At 42.7% G+C, this 15120-nt stretch carries 16 protein-coding genes; 11 read left to right on the top strand and 5 right to left on the bottom strand.

Annotated features, from left to right (window positions below; genetic code table 11):
• The first annotated feature begins 5 nt into the window (after positions 1 to 5).
• The 9 genes from ykgO (at position 6) to FPZ42_RS02470 (ending at position 7420) form a co-directional block, all read left to right on the top strand.
• Positions 6 to 122, top strand: a complete 117-nt coding sequence (ykgO, locus tag FPZ42_RS02510) for a type B 50S ribosomal protein L36 (protein ID WP_022833269.1) — start codon at positions 6 to 8, stop codon at positions 120 to 122.
• 75 nt (positions 123 to 197) lie between these two features.
• Entirely contained in the window at positions 198 to 575 is a 378-nt protein-coding gene (rpsM, locus tag FPZ42_RS02505; protein WP_146268911.1) for a 30S ribosomal protein S13, read from the top strand.
• Between the two features lie 132 nt (positions 576 to 707).
• Complete coding sequence (gene rpsK / locus FPZ42_RS02500) at positions 708 to 1097, top strand: 30S ribosomal protein S11 (protein ID WP_095703479.1); 390 nt, start codon at positions 708 to 710, stop codon at positions 1095 to 1097.
• A gap of 66 nt (positions 1098 to 1163) precedes the next feature.
• The gene (gene rpsD, locus FPZ42_RS02495; RefSeq protein WP_146268910.1) at positions 1164 to 1772 is read left to right on the top strand and encodes a 30S ribosomal protein S4; all 609 of its coding nucleotides are present in this window, start codon (positions 1164 to 1166) and stop codon (positions 1770 to 1772) included.
• A 93-nt stretch (positions 1773 to 1865) separates the two neighbouring features.
• Positions 1866 to 2858: a DNA-directed RNA polymerase subunit alpha gene (locus FPZ42_RS02490; RefSeq protein WP_146268909.1), complete on the top strand. Its 993-nt coding sequence runs from the start codon at positions 1866 to 1868 to the stop codon at positions 2856 to 2858.
• A gap of 190 nt (positions 2859 to 3048) precedes the next feature.
• Positions 3049 to 3639 carry a 50S ribosomal protein L17 gene (gene rplQ / locus FPZ42_RS02485; RefSeq protein ID WP_146268908.1) on the top strand — a complete coding sequence of 197 codons (591 nt, stop codon included), beginning with the start codon at positions 3049 to 3051 and terminating at the stop codon, positions 3637 to 3639.
• A 148-nt stretch (positions 3640 to 3787) separates the two neighbouring features.
• Positions 3788 to 5524, top strand: coding sequence for a thiamine pyrophosphate-dependent enzyme (locus tag FPZ42_RS02480; protein WP_146268907.1), 1737 nt, complete (start codon positions 3788 to 3790; stop codon positions 5522 to 5524).
• Between the two features lie 4 nt (positions 5525 to 5528).
• Positions 5529 to 6194, top strand: coding sequence for a phosphatase PAP2 family protein (locus tag FPZ42_RS02475; protein ID WP_146268906.1), 666 nt, complete (start codon positions 5529 to 5531; stop codon positions 6192 to 6194).
• Between the two features lie 35 nt (positions 6195 to 6229).
• On the top strand, positions 6230 to 7420 hold the full coding sequence (locus FPZ42_RS02470) for a DUF1624 domain-containing protein (protein WP_146268905.1): 1191 nt from the start codon (positions 6230 to 6232) through the stop codon (positions 7418 to 7420).
• Between the two features lie 2 nt (positions 7421 to 7422).
• Here the strand turns inward: FPZ42_RS02470 and trxA are convergent, their stop codons facing one another.
• The 5 genes from trxA to FPZ42_RS02445 all read right to left on the bottom strand — a co-directional run bounded on the left by trxA (position 7423) and on the right by FPZ42_RS02445 (position 11863).
• Positions 7423 to 7719 (bottom strand): thioredoxin, encoded by a 297-nt coding sequence (trxA, locus tag FPZ42_RS02465; RefSeq protein ID WP_146268904.1) that lies wholly within the window; start codon positions 7717 to 7719, stop codon positions 7423 to 7425.
• Between the two features lie 254 nt (positions 7720 to 7973).
• Positions 7974 to 8975, bottom strand: coding sequence for an MBL fold metallo-hydrolase (locus FPZ42_RS02460; RefSeq protein ID WP_146268903.1), 1002 nt, complete (start codon positions 8973 to 8975; stop codon positions 7974 to 7976).
• Positions 8976 to 9046: 71 nt separating this feature from the next.
• Positions 9047 to 9877, bottom strand: a complete 831-nt coding sequence (locus FPZ42_RS02455; RefSeq protein WP_146268902.1) for an alpha/beta hydrolase — start codon at positions 9875 to 9877, stop codon at positions 9047 to 9049.
• A 9-nt stretch (positions 9878 to 9886) separates the two neighbouring features.
• Complete coding sequence (locus FPZ42_RS02450) at positions 9887 to 11413, bottom strand: bifunctional GNAT family N-acetyltransferase/carbon-nitrogen hydrolase family protein (protein ID WP_146268901.1); 1527 nt, start codon at positions 11411 to 11413, stop codon at positions 9887 to 9889.
• Between the two features lie 78 nt (positions 11414 to 11491).
• On the bottom strand, positions 11492 to 11863 hold the full coding sequence (locus tag FPZ42_RS02445) for a DoxX family protein (RefSeq protein WP_146268900.1): 372 nt from the start codon (positions 11861 to 11863) through the stop codon (positions 11492 to 11494).
• A 166-nt stretch (positions 11864 to 12029) separates the two neighbouring features.
• On the opposite strand from FPZ42_RS02445, the gene hemA reads away from it, so the two are divergent.
• Together hemA and hemC are read left to right on the top strand one after the other, a co-directional pair.
• Positions 12030 to 13253 (top strand): glutamyl-tRNA reductase, encoded by a 1224-nt coding sequence (gene hemA / locus FPZ42_RS02440; protein ID WP_146268899.1) that lies wholly within the window; start codon positions 12030 to 12032, stop codon positions 13251 to 13253.
• 228 nt (positions 13254 to 13481) lie between these two features.
• The gene (gene hemC, locus FPZ42_RS02435; RefSeq protein WP_146268898.1) at positions 13482 to 15056 is read left to right on the top strand and encodes a hydroxymethylbilane synthase; all 1575 of its coding nucleotides are present in this window, start codon (positions 13482 to 13484) and stop codon (positions 15054 to 15056) included.
• Positions 15057 to 15120: the final 64 nt, after the last annotated feature.

Here is a 15120-nt window from a genome sequence, read left to right as displayed (position 1 = left end):
ACGAGATGAAAGTTAGAGCATCCATTAAAAAACGCAGCGCTGATTGCAAGATCATCCGCCGTAACGGGAAACTTTATGTTATCAACAAAAAGAATCCTAAGTTCAAACAGCGTCAGGGGTAATTAAAAACAAATTGGAACAAGTCCGTACAACGGTAGCCGCCGTTCGGTTGTTCACTCAAAACACAAATTAGAAATATGGCAAGGATCTCAGGTATTGATTTACCAAAGAACAAAAGAGGCGAGATAGGCTTAACCTACATTTACGGTATCGGCCGTACAACAGCCCAAAACATTTTAACCCAGGCAGGTATTGATTTCAATACTAAAGTTCAAGATTGGTCTGATGATCAACTTACTGCCATCCGTACTATCATCAACGATCAGGTAAAAGTTGAAGGTGCTTTACGTTCAGAAGTTCAATTGAACATCAAACGTTTAATGGATATAGGTTGCTACCGTGGTACCCGTCACCGTAAAGGTTTACCTCTACGTGGTCAGCGTACTAAAAACAACTCACGTACCCGTAAAGGTAAACGTAAGACAGTTGCTAACAAGAAAAAAGCTACTAAATAATAAGTGATTAGTGATTGGAGAGTAGAGATTAGTTCCTTACTCTCTGATCATTAGGAATATAATTAAACGAAAAGACTGATGAGTCCGAGTTATTCGATAATTCAGTAATTCATCAGATCAATAATTAAGAAAATGGCTAAAACTAAAAAAGTTACCAAAAAACGTATCGTTGTTATCGAGCCTGTTGGCGAAGCGCATATCAACGCTACTTTTAACAACATCATCATCACCCTTACCAACAAAAACGGCCAGGCTATTTCTTGGTCATCAGCTGGTAAAATGGGTTTCAAAGGTTCTAAAAAGAACACTCCTTACGCTGCCGGTCAGGCTGCTGCAGATTGCGGTAAAGTTGCTTATGACCTGGGTTTACGTAAAGTAGAGGTGTTTGTTAAAGGCCCTGGTTCAGGCCGCGAGTCTGCTATCCGCACCTTACAAACAACCGGTATCGAGGTAACTACTATTAAGGACATCACCCCGCTTCCGCACAACGGTTGCCGTCCATCAAAACGCAGAAGAGTTTAATTCACTAATTTTTAAAGCTAAGATTCAACAGCTGCGGGCTGTTTGATACTTTAAAACACACATATAATGGCAAGATATACAGGCCCAAAATCAAAGATCGCTCGTCGTTTCCGTGAACCAATCTTCGGTCCGGATAAGGCGTTAGAAAGAAAAAACTATGGCCCAGGTATGCATGGCGCTTCTAAAAGAAGAGGCAAGCAATCTGAGTACGCAGTACAATTGATGGAAAAACAAAAAGTGAAATACACTTATGGTGTATTAGAGCGTCAGTTCGAAAACTTATTCCACACTGCGTCTGCTAAAGAAGGTATTACCGGTGAGAACTTGTTAAAGTTCTTAGAAGCACGTTTAGATAACGCTGTTTACCGTTTAGGTATCGCTCCTACACGTTCTGGCGCACGCCAGTTGGTAGGCCACAAACACATTACTGTTAACGGTAATGTAGTAAACATTGCTTCTTACCAGGTTAAGCCGGGCGATATTATTGCCGTACGCGAAAAATCAAAATCTCTTGAAGCTATCACTACTTCAGTGGCAGGCCGCAAGATCAACAGATATAGCTGGTTAGAGTGGGATGCTGCCGAATTATCAGGTAAATTCCTTAACTATCCAAACCGTGATGAGATTCCTGAGAACATCAAAGAGAACCTTATCGTCGAGTTATATTCAAAGTAATAACGATATTTTCCAGGAGAATGATTGGCATATTCTGTCAATCATTTTCGTGGTTAAATCCAACCCAAGTAGTAACATAAACCCAAGATATAAATGGCAATTTTAGCATTTCAAAAACCAGACAAGGTTATCATGCAGAAATCGAACGATTTTGACGGCACATTTGAATTTCGCCCGTTAGAACCAGGCTTCGGTGTAACCATTGGTAATGCTCTGCGTCGTATCTTACTTTCTTCATTAGAAGGTTATGCTATTACATCTGTACGTATTTCAGGTGTAACGCATGAGTTTTCAACCATCAAAGGTGTTGTTGAAGACGTAACCGAGATCATCCTGAACCTGAAACAAGTTCGTTTCAAGAAAACAGGTGATTCTGGCGATAATGAGAAGGTATTTGTGATCATTAATGGTCAGGATGCCTTTACTGCAGGTGACATCACTAAATTCTCAAATAACTTTACTGTTTTGAACCCTGATCTTGTTGTTTGCAACATGGATTCATCAGTAACGCTTGAGGTTGAATTAACTGTTGCTAAAGGCCGCGGTTACATCTCAAACGAAGAGAACAAAAACCCTGATGCAGCAGTAGGTGTGATAGCTATCGATTCTATCTTTACGCCTATCAAAAACGTTAAATACACTTTAGAGAACTATCGTGTAGAACAAAAAACCGATTACGAGAAACTTATCCTTGATATTTCTACAGATGGTTCAATCCACCCGGAGGATGCATTGAAACAAGCTGCTAAGATCCTTATCCAGCACTTTATGCTGTTCTCTGATGAGAACATGATGCTTGAAGCGCAGGCTAAAGAAGAAACCAAAGAGGTTGATGAGGAGATCCTGCACATGCGTAAGATCCTTAAAACCGAACTGGTTGACCTTGATCTTTCAGTACGTGCGCTTAACTGCTTAAAAGCTGCTGATATCCGTAGCCTTGCAGACTTAGTTTCTTACGATGTTGCTGATATGTTGAAATTCAGAAACTTCGGTAAAAAATCATTAACTGAAATTCAGGACCTGGTTAAATCAAAAGGCTTATCTTTTGGCATGAACCTGTCTAAATTTAAGTTAGACGAAGAGTAATAGAGATTGGTGATTAGAGAAAAGAGATTTGGTCTCGTCTTTGATCACCAATTTTTTTTATAACAGATCAGAGAGGATACAGTGACTAATCTCTGATCACTAATTAACCAGTCACTAACAACGCGTAATTCCGAGGGCTTGACGATAACCCGCCGCCCAACGGTATGCACGTGCCACAAACAACAAAAAAATGAGACACGGAAAAAAAGTTAACCACTTAGGCCGCACCGACAGCCACCGCAAAGCAATGATGTCTAACATGGCGTCATCACTTATCCTGCACAAACGTATCACCACTACTTTAGCTAAAGCGAAAGCTTTACGTGTGTATGTTGAGCCTTTGTTAACAAAATCAAAAAACGATACTACCCACTCTCGCCGTACAGTGTTTAGCTATTTACAAGACAAAGACACTGTGAACATCCTGTTCCGTGAAATTGCTGAGAAAATTGCTAACCGCCCGGGTGGTTACACTCGTATCGTTAAGTTAGAAAACCGTTTGGGTGACAACGCTGAAATGGCGATCATCGAGCTGGTTGACTATAACACTGTTTACGGTAAAGACGTAGCTGCCAAAACCGAGAAAAAATCACGTCGTCGTGGTGGTTCTGGTAAAGGTAAAGCTGCTGCCGCAACTACTGAGGCTGCACCTGCTGCAACCGAAGAAACTGCAGTTGAAACTGCGCCTGTAGCCGAAGCTGCTCCGGCAGTTGAGGAAGCCCCTGAAGCGGAAGCTCCTAAAGCATCTGACAAAGAAGAGAACGCTGAAAAAGGCAAGTAATTGATATTACTTCTTTAAGTTAAAAAGCCCTGGTGAATTTTCATCAGGGCTTTTTTGTTTTAATCGAGCATCTCTTCATATACTGCTTTTCATAATATTTAAAACCCCTGCGGCTATATTAGGTTTGTACTATATCAAATCTAAGAATATGGCAAATGTTGCAGATCAACTGGTAGAGATGTTGGTGAACGCGGGTATCAAACGTATATACGCCGTAACCGGCGATAGTTTGAATGAGGTGAATGATGCAGTGCGCAGAGAAGGCAGCATCCAGTGGATACATGTTCGCCATGAGGAGGCCGGTGCATACGCAGCCGGTGCTGAGGCACAGCTTACCGGTAACCTTGCCTGTTGTGCAGGCAGCAGCGGCCCGGGGCACGTGCATTTGATAAATGGCTTATACGATGCCCACCGGTCTGAAGCGCCGGTTATCGCCATTGCATCAACCGTTGCCAGTTTTGAATATGGTACCGAATATTTCCAGGAAACCAATACTATTAAATTGTTTGATGATTGTAGCCATTACAATCAGGTTGCTACTACACCCAAGCAGTTCCCAAGGATGATGCAGTCGGCCATACAGGCTGCCCTGCACCGTAAGGGTGTTGCAGTGGTTGGCCTGCCGGGCGATGTTACCAGTATGGACACCGAGGAGATTACATCATCAACAGTGAATTATAATCCTGTCCCGGTAATACGCCCATCTGATGAAGATATACAGAAACTCGCCGAACTGCTGAACAGCTATAAAAAGATCACCATTTTCTGCGGTATTGGCGCCGGCGAAGCTCATGACGAGATTGTTGCTTTATCCAAAAGGTTGCATGCCCCGGTTGCTTACTCCTTCCGTTCAAAAATGGAAATTCAGTATGATAACCCTTACGAAGTTGGGATGACCGGACTATTAGGTTTACCATCTGCTTACCACGCCATGCACCAGAGCGAATTGCTGGTTTTGTTGGGTACAGATTTTCCTTATACACCTTTTATGCCTACCGATTGCAAAATAGTGCAGGTAGATATCAAACCAGAACGCATTGGCCGCAGGGCTAAGGTAGATGTTGGGTTAAATGGTGATATCAAGGATACGCTTACCGCATTACTGCCACTTGTTAAACAAAACGAAGACGATAGTTTTGTTAAAGAGCAAATGGAGTTTTATGGAGATGTGAAGAAGAACATGAAGATATATGTGGAGGATAAAGGCCGAAAGGATAATATTCATCCCGAGTATATCGCCAGTCTGCTAGATGAGATAGCAGCTACCGATGCTATATTTACTGTAGATACGGGCATGTCATGCGTGTGGGGATCACGTTACATTAATGCTACCGGTAAGCGCAAGATGATAGGGTCGTTTAATCACGGCTCAATGGCTAACGCAATGCCGCAGGCTATTGGTGCAGCATTGGCTTTTCCTAACAGGCAGGTGGTTGCGCTGTGCGGCGATGGCGGCCTTTCAATGCTGTTGGGCGATCTTGCTACTATAACGCAGTATAACCTGCCGATTAAGATTGTCGTTTTTAACAACCGTTCGTTAGGTATGGTTAAATTGGAGATGCAGGTGGCTGGCTTACCAGACTGGCAAACCGATATGCATAACCCTGACTTTGCCATGGTGGCAAAAGCTATGGGTATCCGAGGCATCACTATTAACGATCCTGATGAAGCCAAACATGAACTTCGTGAAGCATTCCTGTACAACGGCCCGGCAGTGATCAATATCATGACCGATCCTGCAGCTCTGGCAATGCCGCCTAAGATAGAATTAAGCCAGGTAAAGGGTATGGCATTATCCATGACCAAACTGATGTTGAATGGTCGCACTGATGAGGTGGTAGATACCATCAGATCTAACTATAAACATTTCAAAGACCTGATCTAACCGCATGAACCAACGCCGGCAGCGCATTTTGCTTTTTGTACTTTTATTGATCACTGTCGGTTTTGTGGCGTTATCGGTGGTTGTGCACATCTATCCTGATCTTTCAATCGATGTCCGGTTCTCACGTGATATACAGGAACATCAGAACGAAACGATCGATGGCTTAATGTATGCCATTAGCACACCTGGTTACATGCCAGAGTCTGTGATAATGGTGTTAGGTACAGCTTTAATATTTTTTTTATTTAAGTATAAAAAAGCAGCGGGCTTTGTGCTGCTCACCAGTTTAAGCGGATTGGTAAGCACCATTGTTAAGGCCGTTGTGAACAGGCCACGACCATCTGATACACTCGTGCGGATTGTAAAGAAAACGGCGCAGCAGAGTTTCCCCAGCGGGCATGTGCTATTCTACGTGGTATTCTTTGGTTTTATGATCTTGCTGATGCTGCAGTTGGAGAAAGTGCCCAAATGGATTAGGTATCCGGTAATTGTTGTGAGTACATTTTTAATTTTCACCATACCGATATCGCGCATCTATCTCGGAGCTCACTGGTTTACAGATGTAGTAGGCGGGTTCCTGTTGGGCTTGCCGTGCCTGTATGTATTGGCTTATTATTACCTGCGCAAACCGGCCGACAGGCAGGAGGCCCCGGTTGCCGAAACCAAATAAATTATTTATTTTCAGGCAACTAAATCCTGAAAGCAATGACCAGTACTTTACCTGTAAAGCAGCGTATCCAATCCATTGATATTCTGCGCGGCGTTATCATGCTAATAATGGCGTTAGACCATGTCCGTGATTTTCTGCATCAGGGCGGTGCCTTTTCCGATCCTACCAACCTAAAAACCACTACGCCCTTCCTTTTCTTTACCAGGTTTATCACCCATTTTTGTGCGCCTATATTTGTTTTCTTAAGCGGCGTATCGGTTTACCTGGTAAGCACTCGTCGTAGCAAAAGCGAATTGATCAGCTTTTTGATAAAGCGCGGGATATGGCTTGTTTTCGTAGAACTTGTATTGATATCGTTTGCTTTTTCGCTTAACCCGCTATTTAATAGCTTTGCCTTGCAGGTGATATGGGTTATCGGTATCAGCATGATATTGTTGGGTTTATTGATCTGGCTTCCGGTACGGGTTATAGGCGCTTTAGGAATACTGCTGATTGTAGGACATGATATAATCACTACAATGACGGTGGCACCCAACACCACCGAAGACGTGTTATTAAAAGTATTTTTTACCGCCAGAGGAACCCTATTCTTCTTAGATAAAACCCATATCGTATTTGACCTGTACGCAATACTGCCTTGGACAGGGGTGATGTTCCTTGGATATTTATTTGGAACGCTTTACAAAAACGGTTACAATCCGGCAAACCGAAAGCGTTTTTTGCTTGTTAGCTCGGCCTCTTTGTTTGCATTGTTCATCGTATTAAGGATAGTAAACGGATATGGCGATCCTGCGCCCTGGTCAGTACAGAAAAATACGGTATTCACAGTAATATCTTTCCTTAATATAAGTAAATATCCGCCATCGTTGATGTACTGTTGCCTAACCCTATCAGTAGGATTGCTGGTACTGGCCCTTACAGAAAATGTTTCAGGAAAGGTATCGGAATTCTTTAAAACTTATGGCAGTGTGCCATTTTTCTATTATATCCTGCACTTTTACCTTATACGTATTATCACAATTATCGTGTTCTTTTTGCAAGGGTTTAAAACATCGCAGATCATTACGCCTAATGACCCTTTCCTGTTTACGCCACCTGGCTTAGGCTTTAGCCTCAGTGTTGTTTATCTGTTTTGGTTAGGTGTTATATTAATACTTTACTACCCGTGCAAGTGGTTTTCAAAATACAAGAAAACACATCGGCAGTGGTGGCTTAGCTATTTGTAAAACTATAGATATTGGCTAAGCACCTGCTGCAGTTGCCCTGCCTGCATTACACCGCTTTGGCGCCACTTGGTTTGGCCTTTTTGGAACACCATCAAAGTAGGAACACTTTGCACGTGATATGCATTGGCTGCCGCGGGGTTTTTATCGATATCTATTTTGATAATGGTCACCTTATCACCTAATGCATCTTTTACCTGTTTCAAAATAGGTGGCATCATCTTACAAGGGCCGCACCACTCCGCCGAAAAATCTACAAGTACCGGTTTTTCTGATGCGATGATATCATTAAAGTTTGCCATTGGTTATTCTCTTTTTTTAATTACAACGTATGCATAAATAATACGTTTGCTAAAGTGTATATTTTCTGGCAAAAAAGATATGTTAAATAATGTCACTAAGTGGTGACTTTATTTTTATATTTGTTACAACGTTATCGTTTAAATGCTTAAATGACAATCACGGCCAATTTGGTCGAAAGAAATAACCTCCTAAATCTTGTGCAATCAAAGGCTTTCTCTATATCGAGAGGCCTTTTTAGTTTAAGCTATCTTACTTAACCGTTGTTGCTCATAAACCGCTTCCACCATTTAGAGTTGAACGTACTTACCTCCGTCGGTTGGCCGGGTTCAGGTAAAAAGAGTTCGATGTTCTTTTGCTCAGCAAATTTCTCTAACAACTCAGCAGGCTCATACCAGGCATGCAGGGCAAGGTTAAATGTAGCCCAATGGATTGGCATCATCACTTTTCCTTTTAGTGCTAAATGAGCGTTCGAAGCGTTATTGGGCCCCATGTGAATGTCCGGCCAGTATTTGCCATAGGCACCTATCTCGAGTATGGTAAGATCGAATGGACCATAAGCTTCACCTATCTTCTCAAAATCAGGAGACCAGCCTGAATCGGCGCCGAAATAGATATTATGTTTTGGGCCTTTGATAACAAAGGAGGCCCAAAGTGTTTCGTTACGATGTGTTATGCCGCGACCGGAAAAATGCCTGGTAGGGCAGGATGTAATACTTAAGTCTTTGATGTTAAATGTATCGCCCCAGTCCATTTCCTTTACCAATTCCGGTTTTACGCCCCATGCCGTGAGGTATTTACCCACGCCAAGGGATGTGATAAAAGGAATATTTTTATCAGCCAGGAAACGGATAGTAGCTTCGTCCAAATGATCGTAATGGTCATGAGAGCATATTACCAGGTCAATAGGAGGCAGATTGGCTAATGCAAGCGGCGGCTGGAAAAATCTTTTAGGACCCATCAGTTGCGTAAAGGATACACGCTGACTCCAAACCGGATCTGTTAAAATACGGATGCCATCAATTTCAATGATAAGGCTGGAGTGTCCTATCCAGGTAATGCGCAACCCTTCTGACGGAGGTGTTTGATAAATGCTCATGTCAGTTTTAAAAGGGCCCAAAGTTTTTTTGGGAACGGTTTCGGCTTTGTTATTAATATATTCCCTCATCATGGGAAACATGATATTGAAACCGCCCTCGGTGGTTGAAATTGTATTTTGGTATTTGGCGCCTTCTTTACGCGACCGTGCTAAACTCATCCAACAAGTATAGGGTGTTTGACTATTAAACAAAATGGTCAGTATTGTTTTTACTTTCAGATGTAAAAAGGCTACTGTCTAAAGAAAGTGATCACAGCATCTGCAACCTGCTTAAGTTGCAACGTAAGAACATCCTTTAAATACGGTTGTGAAACGTTGAAGACATGATCTGCACCATGGATCACAAGCAACTCGGCATTAGGATTGGCAGCTTTAAGCAGTTCTGCATGTTTAAGTGGCACACTTGCGTCAGCATCACCATGTATAATGAGCCATGGCTGAGTTATCTCTGCAGCACGGTGCTGAATGTTTAACCTAACCGGATTTTTATCCAGGTCTTCGAGCATGGTTACACGATAAGGCATATCCTGACCTGTACGTGCATTTTTCATGTATATAACACCCTGCAACCTCCATTGATCTTCGATTTGTTTGGGCCACAGTTTATCGAAATGGGCAATTGCTGCCAATGTCGCCAAGTTTTTTATACGGTTATCCTCCGCTGTTTTCACGATACTTACACCACCGCCAAGACTATGCCCTATCAGGAAAACGCCATCCGCAACAGGTATAGCTGCGCCGCTGCAGGCAAAATCTATAACATTATTCAGATCATCAAGTTCGATAGAAAAGGTGTTATCGCCAAAAGCTATCAAGTCGGCAAATTCAGTCAAATGCTCCGGTGTGGTACCGTTGTGTGAAAAATTAAATTTCAGGTACCGAAAGCCATTTTCAGCAAATCGGCGAGCCACTAAATGATGTGCCCCCCAATCTTTAAAACCGCGGATCCCATGGGCAAATATCACCAACGGAGCCTTGGGATCAAGATCATCGTAAGTGAGATCGGCCGTGATAGGCCTGCCTTTAGCGCCGGGTATAGTATATTGCTCGGTGAGAATCATAGCGTAAAGCTAAACTTTCTTCCCGTTAAATGTAATCCCGTAAAGATCGGTACGACGGTCTTTCAGGTTTTGTACGCTGCCGTATTCATGCAGTTCGCCCAATATGGATAAGTCTACATCTGCTATCACGATCATTTCGCTGTTCGGTGTCGCTTCAGACTGGATACCATTGGTAGGAAAACCAAAATCAGACGGCGTAAACACCGCCGACTGCGCGTAAGAGATATCCATGTTGTTTACATTAGGCAGGTTGCCTACGCAGCCTGCAATGGCTACATAACATTCGTTCTCCACGGCACGGGCCTGCGCGCAAAACTTAACGCGGTTATAGCCGTTTTGGGTATCGGTTAAGAAAGGTACAAACAGTATCTGCATATCCTGGCTGGCCAAAATACGCGATAGCTCCGGGAATTCTACATCGTAGCAGATCAATATCCCTATCTTGCCGGAATCGGTATCAAACACCCGCAGATCGTTACCACCACGCATACCCCATGAGCTTATCTCTGAAGGGGTGGGATGTATTTTTACAGTCTCTTCCATACTGCCGTTGCGGCGGAAGAGATAGGAAACGTTATACAAATGCTCACCTTCTACCTTAGGCATGCTTCCGGCTACAATATTTACATTATAAGAAACAGCGAGCTTTGAAAACGCTTCGGTTATAGGGTCTGTAGACTTTGCCAGCTCGCGCATTGCTTTAGCCGCATCCATATGGTTGTACTCGGCCATTAATGGCGTGTTAAAAAGCTCTGGGAAAAGGATAAAATCAGACTGGTAATCACTCACCGCGTCAATAAAGTACTCGGCATGTTTCATCAGCTCGCTGATGTTGTTGTAAGGGCGCATCTGCCATTGCACCAGCCCGATACGCACAACTGTTTTATTATTGATAACTGAGCTTACCTCCTCATAATAAACATTGTTCCATTCTATTAATGTGGCAAAGCCTTTTGAGCGGGCATCCTCAGGCAGGTAATTGCGTAATATTTTGCGAACGTGAAAATCATTAGCCAATTGGAACGATAGGGTAGGGTCGTATATTTCCTTATACTTTACCTTATCGATATACTGGCGAGGCGTAAGATCGTTCTGAAATTTTTGATAGTTTGGTATACGGCCACCAGCGATGATGCTCTTCAGGTTCAGCTTTTCGCACAAAGCTTTGCGCGCTTCGTATAAGCGGCGTGCAAGGCGCAAACCACGATATTTTGGGTGTACAAATATCTCAATGCCGTAAAGTACATCACCCTTGTCATCATGCGTTTTAAAGGAGCCACCAGCGGTTATCTGCTTATAGGTATGTGCATCGCCATACTTTTTATAATCTACAATGATACTCAACGCACAACCTACCACTTCGCCGTTTACGGTAACGCAAACCTGCCCTTCGGGAAAAAGCTTGATCAATTTTTTGATTGATGCGGAGTCCCAATAGTCCTCATCCATATCCAGGTAGGCCGACTTCATTGATTTTTTCAGCTCCTGGTAATCCTGTGCTTCCAGGTTGCGCAATTCAATACTTTGCAGATCCATAGTGCCTTTTTAACCCATTTTTAAGCTGATTGTTTTATTGACTCAAAACCTCAGATAATTAGGAACCCATCCAATACCTTATTTTCTGTGCCACCATGCCCAAAGCATTAACACCGGCTGTAACAACAGTCTTATCCATGCAATTACCGGTGTTACCATCAATGCGCCAACCTGTAACGGAGCATCAATAAGCATGCTGATATGTACCGGCAAAAAAGCGGCTAAAAGTAATATTAAACCCCATGAGGCAACCTTACGGGTTTTAGGCCGTATCATTAACAACGCTAATAAAATTTCAAATGCACCGGCCAAATAATTGGCGATAACCGGCAATGGAATGTATGGCGGAATGATACGTATGTAGCCCTCCGGATGGATGAAATGATTGAGCCCGGCAAGAAGGTACAAAAGCACCAAAATGCTAAGACTGATTTTTTTAATTATTCGCATTTTATGTTGTTCAATCGATTGATTAATAACCGATTTTATAAAAATACGCAATTTTATTGCGGAAAATACATTATTTATAACCATTCTAAATACGCCTGTTTGACAAATAATTGACATTGCAACCAATAGGGTGTGTTACTTTTGTTGGGCTTAAAAATAAACTGCTTTGGAGTATCTTAAGGTAATTGCGTTTACACATAAACAGATCGAACTGAAAGAACTCGGTAAATTGGTTATCTGCCAGGAGAACCTTACCGATAAACTCAGAGCAGTTAAAGCGCACTTCGGTATTGATGAGATCTTTTACTTATCCACCTGTAACCGTGTAGAGTTCGTTTTTTCTACGGCTGTGCAGGTTAACAGAGAATTTGCTGAGTCTTTTATATCAGAAATGCGCATAGGGCTTTGTCCGCATGCTACACAAACCTTTTTAGATGCGGCTTCTATCTACGAAGGTAAAGAGGCATTAAATCACCTATTGCGCACCTCGTGTTCATTGGAAAGCCTGGTTATAGGTGAAAAAGAAATTTTAGCGCAACTGCGTAAAGCTTACGAAGATTGCCGCGAAGAAGGCCTTACCGGTGATAAACTTCGTTTGGTAATGGAATGTGTGGTTAAAACAGCTAAAGAGGTTTATACCAATACTAATATCTCTAAAAATCCTATTTCAGTTGTATCATTAGCTTACCGTAAGTTAAAGGACCTTAAGCTTTGTTCAAACGCGCGGGTGCTTATTATAGGTGCAGGCGAAACCAATCGTAATTTATCCAAGTACCTGCAAAAGCATAAATTCAGCAATTTTGCGGTATTTAACCGTACGCTTGAAAAAGCACAGCAGTTAGCTGCCGATCTTAACGGTGAAGCATTTGAACTGGCAGAACTGGTAAATTACAAAAAAGGTTTTGACGCCATTATCACCTGCACATCAGCGGTAGAGCCCATCATCACCCCGGAAATTTATACTTCACTGCTTAACGGTGAAGCCGGCAAAAAAACTATTGTTGACCTTGCCATCCCTAACGATACCGCCCCCGAAGTATTAGAGCAGTTTGATGTTAACTTTATCGAGGTCCACTCGCTTAACGAAGTTGCCAAAAAGAACCTGCAGGAACGCTACCACGAACTTGTTCATGCAGAAGCTATCATAGAACAAAACATCACCGAATACTTTGTAATGCTTAAACAGCGCAAAGTAGAACTGGCTATGCGCCAGGTTCCCCAAAAGATCAAAGAGATACGCCACAATGCGGTTAATACCGTTTTTGCTGATGAGGTGCAAAGCCTGGATGATGAATCCCGCGCCATCCTGGAAAAGGTGATCAACTACATGGAAAAGAAATATATCAGTGTGCCTATGATCATGGCAAAGGATATATTGATCAATCACTAAGATTTTCGAGAGCTTAAAGCTGTTATTGGAAGTCTCAGGGGTAGAAATCTAAAAACATGTAATTTATTTCTACATTGCCAATGTAAGTTTTATCGCAAAGTAACTCTTGATAAGCATAAGGTAAGTTTTCATCTTACTCATCACTCCGTCAGCATACTCTCATATCCTTATTTAATACATAATTACTGCCTCTAAAAAATTAAATTTGCATTGTAAAAATTTAACCTTTTGGACAGAACAGTAATTATCGGCACACGCGGAAGCGAACTTGCACTATGGCAGGCAAATTTTGTTAAGGACCAACTTGCAGCATTGCACATCCCTGCAGAACTTAAGATCATTAAAACACAGGGAGACCGTATCCTTAACCTTAGCCTGGATAAACTGGAAGGCAAAGGCTTTTTTACCAAAGAATTAGAAGAAGAACTACTGGCAGGCACCATAGATATTGCCGTGCATTCGCATAAAGACCTGCCTACAGAAAATCCGCCGGGACTTATCATTGCAGCAGTTTCAGAACGGGAAAACCCGGCTGAACTGCTGATGATATTAAAGGACTGCGTTGATGTACGCCAAAAGCTGTCGGTAAAATATGGTGGCATTGTGGGTACGTCATCCAATCGCCGTAAAGCACAACTGCTTGCCCTGCGCCCCGATCTGGAAATAACAGACCTGCGTGGCAATGTGCCTACCCGCATTGGCAAATTACGCGATGAGAAATATGACGCCATAATGCTGGCAAAAGCCGGTGTTAGTCGTTTAGGTATCGATCTGAGCGAGTTTCATGTAGAGGAGTTAACCCCGACGGAGTTCATCCCTGCACCTGCACAGGGTGTGCTGGCCATACAGATACGTGATAACAATAAAATCCTTTTTGATGCGCTGCAGGAATTAAACCATCCAGAAGTTGCCGAGCAGCTTGCATTAGAGCGTGGTGTATTAAAACAATTTGGTGGCGGGTGTCACCTGCCATTGGGTGTTTACTGCCGTAAAGAGAACGGACAATACCAGGTATTTACTTCAAAATCTGATGATGAAGAGGAATTTCCTGATCGCCTATTTATAGAAACACCAACGCTTGAAGGTGTTACCGAACGTATTTTAGCCAAGTTTGCTAAAGACAGAAAGTTCCCTGCAAAGGTGTTTATCTCAAGGGATATTTCAGCAAACAGCTACTTCCGCCGTGCGTTGCAAAAGCATAAGATCACTATCGAAGACCGCTCGCTGATCCGTACAGTTCCGGTTATCACCCGTTTCGATTCTTATATTCTTAAGAATATCGACTGGGTGTTTTTCACCAGTAAAAATGCAGTTGAATATTTCTTTAAACTGCAGCCGCAATTTCCAAAAAAAGTAAAATTTGGGGTAATGGGTGCGGGTAGCGAAGATATGCTTCGTCGCAATGGTCACTTTGCTGATTTTGTTGGAGAAGGTACCGATACCGCTGATGTAGCTGCCGATTTTGCTGTGTTGGCAAATGGTAGCACAGTTTTATTCCCGGGAGCAGATAACCCAATGAGGAGTATTCATCAGGGATTATCCGCAGATACCAAGATCATTGATCTGCCGGTTTATGAAACCGTTTTAGAAGAAGATATAGAGGCCAGTGGTGCCGACGTGATGATATTTACCAGCCCAAGCAATGTTGACGCATACTTTGCCGATAACCTGCTTGAGCCCGGCCAGAATGTGATAGCCATAGGCAAATCAACCGGTAAAAAGTTTGATGAGATGGGTGTTAAATACGTGCTGCCATTCTCTCCGGATGAGGTAGGATTAGCCGAGGCAGTGTTTGGGATTTAAATGTTCACTGGTTCATTTGCTCATTAGTTCATTGGTGACGCTTTAAAGTCCGCCTGCAACTAAT

The sequence above is a fragment of the Mucilaginibacter achroorhodeus genome (assembly GCF_007846095.1).
Taxonomy (GTDB): Bacteria; Bacteroidota; Bacteroidia; order Sphingobacteriales; family Sphingobacteriaceae; genus Mucilaginibacter; species Mucilaginibacter achroorhodeus.
Note: the sequence above shows the minus strand (reverse complement) of the source record. Positions and strands in the feature narration are given on the sequence as shown.